Genomic DNA, 15,588 nt, shown 5'->3' with positions numbered 1-15,588 from the left:
AAAATTCATTACAAATGATCCAAGTTATTAATCGGGCGTTAGATCTGCTGGAGTTAATTGCCAATGACCCCGAGCAACCTAAATCGCTGGGCGAACTGGCCGATGGACTCAGCTTAAACCATGGCACCTGCGCCAACATTCTAAAAACACTGGTGGCTCGTGGTTATGTCGAACAGGTGGGCACAAAGAAAGGCTACATCCTGGGAGCAAAATCCTATACCCTGACGGGTAATGAAGCCTATCAGAAAGATTTGCTCGAAGCGGCCCGTGAACCAATGAACGCCCTGACTCAATCCATTAACGAAAACTGTTTATTGGCTGTACTTAAAGATAATCAGCGAGTTGTTATACACAGAACCTTTGCAGAACAGGACTTACAGGTTCGTACGGCCGATCTGAAACCTGTGTACGATTCAGCTTCTGGGCGTCTGCTGCTGGCCATGCTGCCTAAAGAAAAAACGCATCGTTTTGTCAGTAAATACGGCCTCCCTTCAGGTGATTCCTGGCCGGAGATTCAGTCCGAAACGGAATTGTATGAAGCCTTGTCATTGATCCATCAGGAAAAGTTAGCGCTGCAAACGATTCCCAATCGGCATGTGATCGGGCTTGCCGTACCCATCTATAAAAACGGCCTCGTTGTTTCGAGTTTGAGTATCTACCTACCCGAATACCGCTATATGGCTATGGATAAGCGAAAACTGATCCTTTCGCTTCGAAATTGCGCTGAAACTATTAATAACAAACTGATTTAGAAAGACATAGACAATAATAACAGAAAGGCTTTGGCCTTTTTTTTATATCCGTTCAACAAACCTGTATCCGTTCACACCGGATTTTTTTATGAAAAATCAAGAAAGAATTTGGAGTTAATCGATAAACAGCCGTACTATTGTAACAGAATAAAATTAATTTTTATAATATAAAAATTAACCTTAAACCTTACTCCTAATGAAACAATTTATATGCAGATGGATTCCTGTCTGCTTAACCACTCTGCTTAGTTGCTCGGTTGGGTGGGCCCAGTCGGTCATAACAGGGAAGGTAACCGGAGCGGGCGATCATGCGGTTTTGCCCGGTACTACCGTATCGCTGAAAGGAACGACGACAGGAACGACGACAGATGCTGAAGGGAATTACCGAATCTCGGTTGGCAATCAGCCTAACGGAACACTGGTCTTTTCTTCGGTTGGGTATTTACCGAAAGAAGTATCGATAGGCAATCAGTCGACGATTTCTGTTGAATTGGCTGTCGATAATCGGCAATTGGACGAAGTCGTGGTGGTCGGCTATGGCACGGTGCGTAAATCAGACCTGACCGGTTCATTGGCCCAGGTAAAAGGTAAAGAAGTGGATGCATTTCCGGCGACAAACGTCTTACAGGCCTTATCGGGTCGGGCACCAGGTGTTCAGGTAACCCAGAATACAGGGGCGCCGGGAGCATCAATCAGCGTTCGTATACGTGGTACAAACTCCATTCAGGGAAGCAACGAGCCCTTGTATGTGGTCGATGGTTTCCCAACATCAGGCAGCAATCCAACCATTGTGAACAACTCCGATATCGAAAGCATCGAGATACTGAAAGATGCGTCGGCAACGGCTATATATGGGTCGCGGGGTGCCAATGGCGTCGTCATTATTACAACGAAGCAGGGTAAAGCCGGGAAAATGACCGTCGATTACGAAGGCAGCTACAGCATCCAGTCGCTCCGTAAAAAGCTCGATCTGATGAATGCCAAGGAATACGCTACCTTTTATAATGAACAGGCTACCAACGATAAAGTGACGCCTTATTTCACCCAGGATCAGATCAACAGTTTTGGGGATGGGTACGATTGGCAGAATCTGGTTTTTCAGAAAGCTCCTATGCAAACGCATAACCTGACGGTGAGTGGCGGCAACGAAAAAACACGGTTTTCGGTAGGCGGAAGCATCTTCAATCAGGATGGCATTATCCGGGGCAGCAATTACAAGCGCTACTCGCTCCGGGCCAACATTTCGACGGATGTGAGCAAAAAATTCAATCTGACTTATGGCGCCACATTGACTAAAATCCTTACCGGACGCCAGAATTCAGGTGGTGGTAACCGGGGAGGCACTCTGATTTCGGCCGCCATTTCGGCTCCTCCCACCCTGACGCCATATAATACGGATGGCTCGTACAGGGTCCTGGCAACGGCCTATCCCTTCATTTCCAACGTGTTAATCAACCCATTAAATTACCTAGAACAGTTTACCGACAATGTGGATGCGAACCGGGTGTTGGCCAATGCCGCGCTGACATTCAAGCCATTCGACGGATTAGCGATCAAGATTTCGGGAGGGATTGAAAACAGCGACGATCGCACCGACACCTACACAACAACCAAATTTATCAACTCGCAGGGGAGCGCCAGCGTATCCACTACGAGAGGGATGAGCCTGTTGAGCGAAAATACCATCAGCTACATTAAAACGATCGCCCAGAAACACAGTATTTCGGCAGTGGCAGGCTTTACGTATCAGAATTTCATGAACAAGTCCCTGAGTGCGTCGGGGGTTGGCTTCCTGAGCGATATTACCGAAACGGCCAATCTGGGGTCGGCTGCTACGCCCGGTATTCCCGGCACGAGTTATTCGTATAGCACCCTCCTCTCCTACCTGGGCCGGATCAATTACAGTTACAACAACAAGTACCTGCTTACGGCCAGCATCCGGGCCGATGGCTCGTCGAAATACAGCGAAGGCAATAAATGGGGCTACTTTCCATCGGGTGCGCTGGCCTGGCGCGTATCGGAGGAAGATTTCATGAAAAACGTAACGTTCATGACCGACCTGAAAGCCCGGGCAAGCTGGGGCTTGACCGGAAGTCAGGCCATTGACGCTTATGCTACCCAGAACAACCTCTCGGTCGGAAAGACAGTCTTTGACGACGCGCTTTACAATACATTTGCCCCAGGAACCCAATTGCCCGGCAACCTGAAATGGGAAACCACCGAGCAGCTCGATTTTGGTATCGATGCCGGATTTTTGAATAATCGTTTCCAGTTGACCCTCGACTATTACATCAAGAATACCCGTGATCTGCTCAACACGGTTCAATTGCCAAGTGGCTTCGGCTTTACCAGCACCATCCGAAACGTGGGTCAAATCCAGAACAAAGGGCTTGAAATCTCCCTGTCGGCCCGAGCCATCGACAGAGCCTTCAAATGGGATTTGAATGGCAATATTTCCTTCAATCGCTCGAAGGTTGTGAAGCTCAATGGGGGTCAGGACATTCTGGGGGGAAGCGTTGGGGTTACCCTGATTAGCGATGCCGCGAACCTGCTCCGCGAAGGCCAGCCGTTGAGTGTATTTTATGGCTACGTAGAGGATGGGTACACCGATCAAGGGCGGGTAAAATACAAAGATCTGAACGGTGATAACGTCATCAACCAGCTCGATAAGACCATCATCGGCAACCCAAATCCCGACTTTATCTACGGCTTAAACTCGGTCATGTCGTTTAAAGGCTTTGACCTGACGCTATTCATTCAGGGAACGCAGGGCAACAATCTGGTCAACGTCAGTTCGATCAACAATACGCTCGACTACGGGTTCGGTCTGAATATGCCCCGGGAGGTGTACCTCAATCACTGGACTCCCACGAATACCAACGCCAAGTACCCGGTTATTTCCCGCGCCAACAGCTACAACTATTCGAACCGATTTGTTGAAGACGGCTCCTACCTGCGCCTGCGCACCATCCAGTTGGCCTATAATCTACCCTTACAGACTTTGAAGGTAAACTGGATGCGGTCGGCTCAGATCTACGCCAGCGGCCAAAACCTACTGACCCTCACGAAATACTCCTGGTGGGACCCCGAAGTAAACTCGCAGGGCGGGGCCAATTCCATCGGCCAGGGTATCGATCACTACAGCTACCCAACATCGAAGGCCGTCACATTTGGCATTCGGGTTGGGTTTTAAAGCCAAAGAGCGGAAGAGTGAATGAGTGAATGAGTGAATGAGCGGTATCCTGGTACTCCAGCTAGCGCTCTTTCAAAAGCTTCACCCTCCCTCACTCTTTCGCTCATTCACTCTTTCGCTCTTTAAACACATGAAAAAGATACTATTTTTCCTCCCGGTGCTTTGTCTGCTTCAGTCCTGTCAGGAGGAGCTGATCGAAAAGCCCAAAGCCGTGGCTGTAGAAACCTTTTATAATACAGCCAGCGAAGTAGAGTCGGCGGTAAACGCGGCTTATGCCCAACTCCGGGCCACCAATGGCATTACAGGCCAGTTAGGGGCTCAGCTTGAAGCCTATACCGACTATAGTTATGGCCGGGGCAGCTATCAGGTACTGAGCGATTTTCAGGGACTGAACAGTACCAACATCCCACGTACCGACGAAGGCTGGCGGTTGTTTTACCTGACCATTCGCAATGCCAACCTGGTGATTCAGAATGCCCCTAAGGGGAAAAGCATCAGTCAGGTCGACATCACCAAGTACGTGGCCGAAGCTAAATATCTGCGGGCGTTTGCCTACTTCTGGCTCGTCCGAAACTGGGGTGGCGTTCCCATTCGTACCGAAACCCAATTGTCCGAACCGAACGTAAAACGGAATACCGTTGACGAAGTATACACGCTGATTCTGAACGACCTGAAAGAAGCCGAAACTAACCTGCCCGATAAAGGTGCGCAGGTAGGCCGGGCCACCAAATGGGCCGCTAAAGCAGCGCTGGCCGAGGTGTATTTTACCCGAAATCAATATGCCGAAGCCCGCGACAAAGCCGATGAAATCATAAAATCAAACGCGTTTTCGCTGGTTCCGGTCACAACACCAACCGAATTCGACACAAAGATTTTTGGTCCTGGCGTGGTTACGTCAACTGAAGAAGTCTGGTATCTGAAAGAAACCCGACAGGCGGGTCAGGGTATGTATCTGGCCATGTTCGCGCATCATCCCGGTTCAAAACTGCATGGAGCCGGGGGCTTCTACGCGCACTATAGCGATACGCAAACCAATCCGGTTATCAAAAACTGGGACGACAAAGACCTGCGAAAAACGGCGTTCTGGTATAGCTGGGATATTGGTCTGGGAAAAAACACTATTCTCTGCAAGAAATTCTCCGATCCCTTAGCGGCTACGCAGGATGGCGCGGGCAATGATTTCCCGGTTTACCGATACGCTGATATTCTCTTGCTGTATGCCGAAGCAGCCAGTCGGGCCGCCAACGGCCCTACGGCGGCAGCGATGGAAGCGTTGAATCAGGTACATCGGCGAGCTTATGGCAAAAACCCAACTACCGCATCGGACGTCGACTTTAAACTGACCGATTACAATGCCACGACCTTCAACGATCTGGTCCTGAAAGAACGGGGCTACGAAACGCAGTACGAAGCCAAACGCTGGCTCGACCTCAAACGGCTGGGCGCACCCAAACTGAAAGAAATCATCAAGGCCGCAACGGGCAAGGATGTAGCCGACAAGCACCTTTTCTGGCCCATTCCCGTATCAGAGCTAAATTACAATACAGCACTGGCTCCCACCGATCAGAATCCGGGGTATTAAGAATCGTAAAGTACTTTTCACAGATAGGTTGGTTGGTCAGGTAGCCGACTCCTGTTGGCTACCTGATTGGAATACTTTCGCTACTTCCTGCGATTGATAAACTTTGACTAAAACGAACTCATGAAGCGACTGCTCTTTTCGTTGATCGTGCTGAGCTGGGCCATAACCGCGCTGGGACAAACCTTCGTGCAGGTCAGTAAAACGAATCCGCATTATTTCGCCACATCGGGCGGGAAGACCTACCTACCGATTGGACTGAACCTGTGCTGGCCCCGCTTCATCGACAATGAAGCCGAAGGACTGGCGAAGATGGATTTTTACTTTCGTCGACTTTCAGAAAATGGCGGCAATTACGCCCGAATCTGGCTCAGCGCCCCTTTCTGGGAAATCGAAACGCAAAAAGCCGGGCAGTTTGACGAACAGAAACGTAAGCGATTCGATCAACTGCTTTCTCTGGCCCAACGCTATGGTATCCGCCTGAAAATCTGCCTGGAAAACTTTCGAAAGCTGACCAATGCGCCCGCAATGTTTCCCGGTTCCGTACCGTTTGACCGACCGATCTATGCCTCAGCAAACGGCGGGCCGCTGGCCGACATGAACCAGTACCTGACGAGTGAAGCCGGGCGGCAACTGTATCTGAAACGAGCGAAGAAACTGGCCGAACGCTACGCAAATCACCCCGCTATTTTTGGGTGGGAGCTTTGGAACGAAATGAATGCCGTCAGTGGCAAAGGCTGGGAAGACTGGACCAAAATCATGCTGGGCGAATTGCAGGCGCTGTTTCCCAATCATTTGATCATGCAGAGCCTTGGCAGTTACGACCGGGAGTCGCAACGGGCGATGTACCAGCAAATAACCGCCCTACCCAACAACGACGTCGCCCAGGTTCACCGCTATCTGGATACGGGCGCATCCTGGAAAATCGGTCAGGCTCCCATGGATACCCTGGCGAGTCAGGCCACGGAGGAATTACTGCGTTTTCGGACCGGGAAACCTGTTTTGCTAGCCGAGGTGGGGGCTGTCGAAGCCAACCATGCCGGTCCCTGGGCGTTGTACCCCCGCGATACCCTGGGCACGCTACTGCACGATATTCTATTCGCTCCTTTTTTTACTGGCGCTGCCGGACCAGGCCACTGCTGGCACTGGGATTCGTACGTCGAAAAAAATGACCTCTGGTGGCATTTTGGCCGATTCACCGAAGCCATCCGCGACTTCGATCCGGTTCGGGAGGAGGCTGTACCGTTCACGACCTCACTACCGGATGGACTGAGGCTCTATGGACTTCGGGGAAAGAAGCAGACGATTCTCTGGATTCGGGATGGGCAAAGCAACTGGCAGACCGAACTGGTACAGGGCAAACAGGCTCGAACGGTAACGAACGTAGCCTTGCCCGCCCGACAATTTCCGGCCAACCGCATCGACATCTACAATCCCTGGAACAATCGACATGTAGCGACTAAGGTGTCGGGAAAACAGATCAAACTGCCCAATTTCACCCGCTCTATCATTGTTAAACTGTATACCGATTAGATGAAACGACTTGTTCTTTTAACCGCTTTGGCTTTACCAGGAATGCAGGTTTCGGCCCAGCTTTCCGACGAGTATAAAAATCAATGGAATGATCCGGCGGTGCAGCAACGCATTACCGACGGTATCCGCGAAAATCGGATGGGCGCCTTTACGATTCAATTTGCCGACAAAGATGGCAACCCCGTTTCGCCGGGAGAGGTTGCCCTCACACAGACCCGTCATGATTTTTATTTCGGAGCCAACGGCTTTATGGTGAAAGGGTTCAAGAACCCGAAAGAAGACGCACTCTACGAAGAGCACTTTACGAAGCTGTTCAACTTCGTGACGATCCCGTTCTACTGGCCCGAACTGGAGCCGGAACCAGGTAAACTCCGCTTTGGCAAAGATAGTCCGTATAGTTACCGTCGCCCGGCTCCCGATGTGGTGCTGGAGTTTGCCCGGAAGAACAATATTACCCCTAAAGGGCATACACTCGTGTGGGACAATCCGCGCTGGTCGATCCCAACCTGGCTACCCAAAGACGAAAAAATCATGGAGCAGAAAATCAGCAAGCGAATTGGCGAAATCGCGGAACGATATGGCCACGACATTCAAATCTGGGACGTGGTGAACGAGGTAACCGACCGCCATCCCGACGTGCTGATGCCCAAAGATTTTGCATTCAAGGCATTTAAAGAAAGCGAGCGGGTGTTTCCGAACAGCAATGTGTTTACCCTCAATTTCACCACCGGCATCTGGGGGCGCAGCAACAGGCGGGAATACAATGCCGATTACCTGCTGCTCGAAAATCTACGGCTGCGTAACGCCAAAATCAACGCCATCGGCCTCCAGTTTCATAACTTCAGCGAGCCAGAATACGAGCAGATCCTGAAGGGGAAAGCCATGACGCCCACCACCCTGTTCAACACACTTGATCTGTATTCCGACTTCGATTTGCCCCTGCACATTACCGAAATTACCGTATCGGCACTCACTGACAAAGGCCCGGAATACCAGGCCGTGATGACCGAGAATTATTATAAACTCTGGTTCAGCCATCAAAAAGTCGAAGGCATTATCTGGTGGAATCTGGTCGATGGAACGGCGGCTCCGGCACGAATCAAATCAGATGGGACCGTAGTGCCCGGAGAAGACAAATGGAAAGGGGGGCTTCTGAATCGCGATTTCACCAAAAAACCAGCTTACGACGTACTAGACCGACTTATCAATAAGGAATGGCGCACCAACCTGACGGCATCACCCCAGAATAATTCGGTAAGTTACCGGGGTTTTTACGGCACCTATAAACTCATTACCCAACGGAATGGCAAAAAATACGAGAAAGAAGTTCAGTTCCCGAAAAGCGGTGCCCGCACACAGGTGGTAGTCCTGGACTAACTCTCTTCATTTCGTACTACTTCTGAACGAATTACCTGTTTACGCTATGCGACGTTTATTTCTATTTTTCCTGTTGGCATCGGCTCAGTGTCTGGCTCAATCGAACCGCTACGATTCATTATGGAGCGACCCAGCCATCGACGCCCGTATTCAGCAGGGAATTGAAACCCATCGGAAAGGTCATTGCACCCTGACCCTGACCGATAAGCAGGGAAAACCCATTCGGAAAGCAACCGTCGACATCCGCCAGACCAAACACGCGTTTCTGTTCGGGGCCAATATTTTTATGCTCAACGGGTTTCCGACAGCGCAGGAGAACGAAAAATACGAATCGTTTTTTAAGTCGATGTTCAACCTCGCCACGATTCCTTTCTATTGGAAAACGCTGGAGCCTGAGCAGGGAAAACCGCGCTACACCGCCGATAGCAAACCCATTTACCGCCGACCACCCACCGATGTAGCGCTCGACTTTTGCCGTCGAAACGGCATTACGCCACGCGGGCATACGCTGGTTTGGGACGAAGCCCTATTTGCCATTCCTGACTGGATGCCGAAAGACAGCTCGAAAATGCAACCGATTATCGACCGGCATATTCAGGAGCTGGCCCAACGCTACGGGGAAACCATCCAAACCTGGGACGTAACCAACGAACTGCTCATTTCACGCTATAAAGTGCCCATGCCCCCCGACTACGCCAGCAAAGCTTTTCGGGCCGCTCAAACCTATTTCCCCAAAAGTACGCGCTTATTTATCAACGAAAATACACCCAGTTCATGGCAAGGGTACCGACGGGAATTTACACCCTACTACCTGCTGATCGAGAATCTGAAACTGAAAGGTGCCCGCATCGACGGCATTGGTATGCAGTTCCATTTGTTCGAACAGCCCATGTTCGACAATACCGTGAAGGGCCTGGCCCACACCCCTACAGACCTGTTTCGGGCTATGGATTTACTCGGTTCGTTCGGAGTACCCCTGCACATATCGGAAATTACGTTTCCAACGCTGCCTAACAACGAAGCGGGTTTGCAGCAACAGGCCAAAATGGCCCGAAATTTCTACCGAATCTGGTTTAGTCATCCGGCCGTCGAAGCGATTGTTTACTGGAACACGGTCGACGGTACGGCTGTAGCGGGTGAAGACAAATGGAACGGCGGGCTGCTCAACCGCGATTTTTCACCCAAACCGGCCTTTACGGTTCTTGACAACCTGATTAATACAGAATGGAAAACCACGCTCACGACCTCTGTAACTGACGGGAAACCGATCACCTTCAGAGGCTTCTACGGCGACTATACCGTAAAAGTGACCATCGGCAAGAAGACCACCGAAAAGACATTTACCCTGGCTAAGGGCCCGTCAACGACAATACAACTTGAACTATAAATAGTAACGGATCGAATGAAAGGAATCATTTGTGGGAACACCAGCCGAATTGCCAGACCACCGCTCTTTCATTCTTTCGCTCTTTCACTCTTTAAATTATGAAAATCATTGACATCCGTACCCGTTGCGTTGCCATTCCGCTCAACGCTCAACTGCGCCATAACACAGGCGTACATCCCGGCTATTTCCTCCGAACCATTCTCGAAATCGTTACGGATGAGGGTATCATTGGACTGGGCGAAGTAGGTGGGGGCGATCAGCGGGGAGCGTTGCAAAAACTAAAACCCCGTATCGTTGGTGAAGACCCGTTTCATCTCGAAAAAATCAAGCTGAAAGTACTTCGCAGCATTTATTACATGTCCAATGCACGCCTGTATGCCGCTATCGAAATGGCCTGCCTCGACATTCAGGGCAAGGTCCTGAATCGGCCACTGAGCGACCTGTTAGGCGGGCGCGTTCGGGATGAGGTGCCGTTTATTGCCTATTTGTTCTGGCGTTACGACCGTCCGGGCGATGGTAAACATGACGAAACCGCTGAAGACATGGCCGATTTCTGCGTCGAACTGCATGAAACGCTGGGCGTAAAATCGATGAAGCTGAAAGCGGGCGTAAAATCGCCGAAAGAAGAAGCGCGCGTGCTGGAGCTTTGCCGGGAAAAACTGGGGGATGACTTTGGCCTTCGTATCGACCCAAACGGACTTTGGTCGGTGCAAACCGCCGTGCAGATTGGCCGTCGGCTGGAAGACCTCAACATCGAGTATTTTGAAGACCCCTCGTGGGGCTTAGAGGGCAATGCGGCCGTTCGTAAACAGATTCGAATTCCCATTGCCACGAATATGTACCCGGCCAAATTCGATGATCTGGCCCCTGCCATTCGGATGGGTTCGGTCGATATTGTCCTGACCGACATTCACTATTGGGAAGGCCCTCGGGGTGTAAAAGATCTGGCGGCCGTTTGCAACACGTTCAACCTGGGCGTAGCGATGCACTCGGGGGCTGAATTTGGCATTGAGCTGGCGGCTATGATTCACACAGCATCGACCATTCCGCAGATGAACTTCGCGGGCGACGCACACTACCACTACCTTACCGACGACATCATTGAAGGGGGCCTGATGCCGTACGAAAATGGCTGTATCAAAGTCCCGACCGGCCCCGGTTTAGGCGTGTCGCTGGACGAAGACAAGATGAAGCATTACGAAAAATACTACGAAGAAAAAGGCGACTACTATGCCCGTTTCCACCAGGACCCTTACCGTCCCGACTGGTATCCGACAGTAGGCGGCATGTAATCCATAGAACACCGACTGCTATGTTTTTTATGCTGAATAAGGACCATAATCATCCTAAAAATCTGCCGGTCTGCCGGTGGGGTTCCATCCATGCGCGTAAACACTAAACAAGCACTAATCACCGGGGCATCACAAGGCATCGGGAAAGCCATTGCGATACAGTTGGCCAAAGCAGGTTGCGATGTAGTAGTGCATTACCACGAACACCGTGACGATGCCGAAGCTGTTGCAGAAGCCATTCGGCAGATGGGAAGGAATGCTTATGTGCTACAGGCCGATTTACAGGAAACAGCGCAGGCAATTCAACTGGCAGAACAGGCCTGGGCCGTAGCGGGCGGGTTGGATATTCTGGTGAACAATGCCGGGGTTTCGTACAAAAAACACTTTCTGGACGTAACCGAGGCCGATTTCGAGGAATTCAGCAGCGTCAATCTTCGGAGCACTACATTCCTGACCCAAGCAGTTGCCCGAAATATGGTGAAGCATAACGTAGCGGGCAGCATCTGGACTGTTACCTCGGTAAATGGCATTCGGCCGGGTTTGGGTCTTTCCCTTTACGGGGCGACCAAAGGCGCGCTGGAAATACTGATGAAAGGCGTGGCGATGGAGCTAGGGCCGCATAACATCCGGGTCAATACGCTGGCGGTTGGTGCCATTCAAACCGACATCAATCGGGCAGTTTGGGAAAACCCGGATTTGCTTCAGGAAGTAGTCGACGGCATACCGGCAGGGCGACTGGGGCAACCGGACGAAATCGCTAATGTATTGGTCGATTTAATCACATCGGGCACGTATATGACCGGCTCGACCATCACCATCGATGGCGGTTTACTGCTGATGCGGGGCTACGGGAAGCCGAAACCTTATGAGACAGGGAAATGAATATTCAGAGCCTCCACGCTGTCGATGAGGCTAATACCTTCTTTACGACACAGTGGTCTAAAATCGGAATCGTAAGAAGCCAGATACTGAATTCCAGATGATTGACAATGCGAAAAAATAATGGCGTCGTTCGGCAACAGATTGTATTCACGCATCAGCCGGGGAACATCCCGTACCACCGATTCGTCGGTGTCTTTTAAAAAATGAAGAGGCTCTAATAAGGATTCAACGTCATGCTTATCCAGCAATTCAGGAATATAATAGGACATTTTCAACGTCCGAAGCGATTTTTGTCCATAATGGGCGAGTGTTACAAACAGGTATTCACTGAGAACAATTTGGTTGTAACACAGGAGATACTCGCGCTGAATCAACTCGTCCAGCAAGTCAGTCTTAGTGCCCTTTTTATATTCCGCAAGAATCGATGTGTCGAGAAAAAATCTTATTGGAGATACCATTCTTCATCAAGATCAATTTGTGGATCCAGTTTGGCGGGCATTGATCCCTTGTGCTTCCGTAAAATCGCCAGTTTCTCTTCGAGTGTTAATTCGGGTTTGGGTGACGGTTCTTTTTTCAAAACAATAATTTCTACCTCCTGCTCCCGGTATGAGGGGGGCATGGGCAATACCAACGTATCGTTGGTAACACGCTGGACAAATCGGAGCGGTTCCATCAGCTTAGTCTTTTAATGATGAAAAGTAGACACATTTTCTTACTATTCCTAATAACGTTGCCGGGCACCACCTGGGTTTCAGCACAAGGAACAACAGCGGCATCAACGCCCGATAATCCGTTCGCCGAAGAGGAAAATAAGCTCTGGCAACCGTATCGCATTACACCACGAACAGGGGCGCAACACGTTACCCTGTCGGGCGATGGCTGGGAATTGTCCCATACCGATGTCCCCATAATCGACCCGAAGGCCCCGCGTAAGGATGCCTTCCAGACCAGCATTCCCAATTCGGTACACTGGTCGTATTTCAAGGCGGGAAAGTTGCCGCATCCGTATTACCACAAGAATTCCGACCAGTATAAGTTCATGGACGAGAAAGCGTGGTATTACCGTAAAACGTTCCCGACGCCCACGACTGCCACACCCGGCAACTACGTATTTCTGTGCTTCGACGGGGTTGACTACTTCTCGAAAGTCTGGCTGAACGGCGCACTGGTAGGGGTTCACGAAGGGATGTTTGGCGGACCAATGGTGGAAATCGGCAAGTTGCTTAAACCGGGTAGCCAAAACGAACTATTGGTAGAGGTACGGGCAGGTAACTGGGGCAACAAAGCAGCCGATTACGAAAGCCTGCCCCGGCTGGCCTCGGGCGAATTCGACTATTCACACCGAACCGGCTATAATCCACGGGCCAGTGGCAGAATCATCAAGCCCTGGGTGATTTCGGGCGGATCAGGGGGCGAACCGTTCTTTTCAGTCGGTATGTGGCAGGATGTCCGGCTCGAAATTGTGCAACCCTACCACCTCGAACGCCCATATCTGACCACCACATCGATTCAGAACGGGAAAGCGATGCTCCATTTCGCGAGTGAGGTGTTAGTGGATACAAATTCGCTGGGCTACCAGTTGCACCCCTGGAAGAACACCCAGATACACCACTACGACGGGCGGGTTCCGGGGACTACACCTTCCGGCGCGAACCTGTCGGTACAGGTGGAACTGCTCGATAAGACCGGAAACGTAGCCTTTACTCAGGAAAAACCGTTCAAAGCGTTCAAAGGCCGCACCTGGTTTGAAGATGATCTAATCCTGCTGAACCCGAAGCTCTGGCATCCGAACGGACTAGGTGAGGCTAACCTGTATACGGTGCGGGTGGCCCTCAAAAAAGACCGGCAGGTTATCGATCAGATTCAGTTTCCGTTTGGCATACGAACCATCGAGCGGGTGGCTTCGGCTGGTCCGCGCTATGCCGACCGCTGGGAGAACTGGCAGTTTGTGGTCAATGGCCGAAAGTTTTTTGTAAAAGGCATGAACTTCACCCCACAGGACATCCTGCTCGAAACCTCCAAAGAACGCTATCGCTGGACACTCGAAGCGGCTAAGAAAATGGGCGTTCAACTGATCCGCATCTGGGGTGGTGGGCTGCTGGAATCCGAGCATCTGTACACCATTTGCAACGAACTGGGTATCATGGTCTGGCAGGATTTCCCGATTGGCAATCAGGATACACCCCTCTATCCGCAGGACATCTGGGAAGCTCAGGTAGTACAGAATATTGTTCGGTTGCGCAACCACCCGTCGCTGGCGGTCTGGTGCGGAGGCAACGAATTCAATCCCTACTCGTACGGCAACGCGGCTACGATGGGCATTCTGGAACGCAACCTCGACATTTTCGACAAATCAAGGCTCTACGTCCGCACCACGCCCGACGACGGCAGTATCCATACCTACCCCGACATGGACCCTACCTGGTATGGCGTAGGCTACCGTTACGAACCCTGGATTTCGGAAACGGGTATGCACTCAATGCCTGAAGCAAATCTTTTCTACGAAACCGTTGACAACAAAGAGTTTACAGGGCTGGGGCGTATGTGGGATAAATCGTTTTATAAAGATCACCCGCAGTTTATTCATCACTTTACCGAATATGGTCCCGGCCGGGTTCCCCGTATGCTAAGCCGGGCATCGCATATTACCGACATGGCCGATCCAACCCTTGAAGCCATAACGGAAGCATCGCAGGTAGGAGCCGGGGAATTTTATCAGGTATTTTCGGAAAAAGTACAGGGCAATTATCCTGTTACGTCGGGCCTGATGCCGTGGGTGTTCAAGCGTCACTGGCCGGTTGTGGCGATTCAGATGATGGACTGGTTTGGCCATGCGGGAGCCCCCTATTATTTCCTCAAACGTACCTACGAGCCCACGCACGTAGCGATCGACATTCCACGGCTGCTCTGGAAACCCGGCGAACAAATCAAGTTAACAGCCAGAGTAACGCACTCATTGCCACAGGCCATTCCGGCCGCAACGATTTCGGTACAGGTACTCGACGATGCCTTCCGGCCACTCTGGAAGCAGACGAAGAAAATAGCTGTGGCGGCCGGTACGTCGGTGAGTTCGGCAAATCTGGGAGAATACGCCATTCCGACCGAGTACCGTGACCGCTATATACTGCTGGTTGCGGAACTGCATGATGGGTCCGGCAAGTTATTGTCGCGCTCGTTCTATTACCCACGTAGTCTGTCGATGCTGGAAGACGACGGGTTTTACCAGAAATACGTCAGCAATCCCATTCCCTGGCCAACACTGGAAAAAGGACCGTTTCTGAAACCGACCGTTGCCAAAACGGCTACTTCCCTGACGGCTTCGGTAGTGGGGCAAAAACAGATTGGTACCGACCAAAGTCAGCTTCGGGTGAAGGTAACCAATACAGGTAAAGCCCCGGCTTTTATGGCGAAAGTTGATATTACAGGTACCAAACGGGCCATTGTTGCTTCGGACAATTTCACCTGGATCGCCCCGGGCGAAACGCAGGAAATCGATATGGATGTGATCTGGCGCGACCCCACGACCCGGTCCAAAGCGATCCTAACGGTCAGCGCCTGGAATGCCCCAGCCACAACCGCTAAACTCCCTTAAC

Annotated in this window: 11 protein-coding genes; 9 read left to right on the top strand and 2 right to left on the bottom strand. The window is 51.1% G+C overall.

Annotated features, from left to right (window positions below):
- Nucleotides 1-14 precede the first annotated feature (14 nt).
- The 8 genes from B153_RS0134335 (at nucleotide 15) to B153_RS0134300 (ending at nucleotide 11,995) form a co-directional block, all read left to right on the top strand.
- Complete coding sequence (locus tag B153_RS0134335) at nucleotides 15-752, top strand: IclR family transcriptional regulator (protein WP_020601300.1); 738 nt, start codon at nucleotides 15-17, stop codon at nucleotides 750-752.
- A gap of 196 nt (nucleotides 753-948) precedes the next feature.
- Nucleotides 949-3,945 (top strand): SusC/RagA family TonB-linked outer membrane protein, encoded by a 2,997-nt coding sequence (locus B153_RS0134330; protein WP_020601299.1) that lies wholly within the window; start codon nucleotides 949-951, stop codon nucleotides 3,943-3,945.
- A 130-nt stretch (nucleotides 3,946-4,075) separates the two neighbouring features.
- The gene (locus B153_RS0134325) at nucleotides 4,076-5,527 is read left to right on the top strand and encodes a RagB/SusD family nutrient uptake outer membrane protein (protein ID WP_020601298.1); all 1,452 of its coding nucleotides are present in this window, start codon (nucleotides 4,076-4,078) and stop codon (nucleotides 5,525-5,527) included.
- A gap of 120 nt (nucleotides 5,528-5,647) precedes the next feature.
- Nucleotides 5,648-7,057, top strand: coding sequence for a glycoside hydrolase 5 family protein (locus tag B153_RS0134320; RefSeq protein WP_020601297.1), 1,410 nt, complete (start codon nucleotides 5,648-5,650; stop codon nucleotides 7,055-7,057).
- Complete coding sequence (locus B153_RS0134315; RefSeq protein ID WP_020601296.1) at nucleotides 7,058-8,434, top strand: endo-1,4-beta-xylanase; 1,377 nt, start codon at nucleotides 7,058-7,060, stop codon at nucleotides 8,432-8,434.
- Between the two features lie 46 nt (nucleotides 8,435-8,480).
- Nucleotides 8,481-9,821: an endo-1,4-beta-xylanase gene (locus tag B153_RS0134310; protein WP_020601295.1), complete on the top strand. Its 1,341-nt coding sequence runs from the start codon at nucleotides 8,481-8,483 to the stop codon at nucleotides 9,819-9,821.
- 98 nt (nucleotides 9,822-9,919) lie between these two features.
- On the top strand, nucleotides 9,920-11,113 hold the full coding sequence (locus B153_RS0134305) for an enolase C-terminal domain-like protein (protein WP_020601294.1): 1,194 nt from the start codon (nucleotides 9,920-9,922) through the stop codon (nucleotides 11,111-11,113).
- A 90-nt stretch (nucleotides 11,114-11,203) separates the two neighbouring features.
- Entirely contained in the window at nucleotides 11,204-11,995 is a 792-nt protein-coding gene (locus B153_RS0134300; RefSeq protein ID WP_020601293.1) for an SDR family NAD(P)-dependent oxidoreductase, read from the top strand.
- Here B153_RS0134300 and B153_RS36420 read toward each other — a convergent pair.
- Together B153_RS36420 and B153_RS0134290 are read right to left on the bottom strand one after the other, a co-directional pair.
- Nucleotides 11,977-12,453: a PIN domain-containing protein gene (locus tag B153_RS36420; protein WP_063672898.1), complete on the bottom strand. Its 477-nt coding sequence runs from the start codon at nucleotides 12,451-12,453 to the stop codon at nucleotides 11,977-11,979. The genes B153_RS0134300 and B153_RS36420 overlap by 19 nt on opposite strands.
- Nucleotides 12,438-12,668: a hypothetical protein gene (locus B153_RS0134290; protein ID WP_020601291.1), complete on the bottom strand. Its 231-nt coding sequence runs from the start codon at nucleotides 12,666-12,668 to the stop codon at nucleotides 12,438-12,440. The genes B153_RS36420 and B153_RS0134290 overlap by 16 nt, the downstream gene beginning before the upstream one ends.
- A 15-nt stretch (nucleotides 12,669-12,683) precedes the next feature.
- Between B153_RS0134290 and B153_RS0134285 the strand changes: the two genes are divergently transcribed.
- Entirely contained in the window at nucleotides 12,684-15,587 is a 2,904-nt protein-coding gene (locus B153_RS0134285) for a glycoside hydrolase family 2 protein (RefSeq protein WP_245564994.1), read from the top strand.
- Nucleotide 15,588 lies beyond the last annotated feature (1 nt).

The sequence above is a fragment of the Spirosoma panaciterrae DSM 21099 genome (genome assembly GCF_000374025.1).
Taxonomy (GTDB): domain Bacteria; phylum Bacteroidota; class Bacteroidia; order Cytophagales; family Spirosomataceae; genus Spirosoma; species Spirosoma panaciterrae.
Note: the sequence above shows the minus strand (reverse complement) of the source record. Positions and strands in the feature narration are given on the sequence as shown.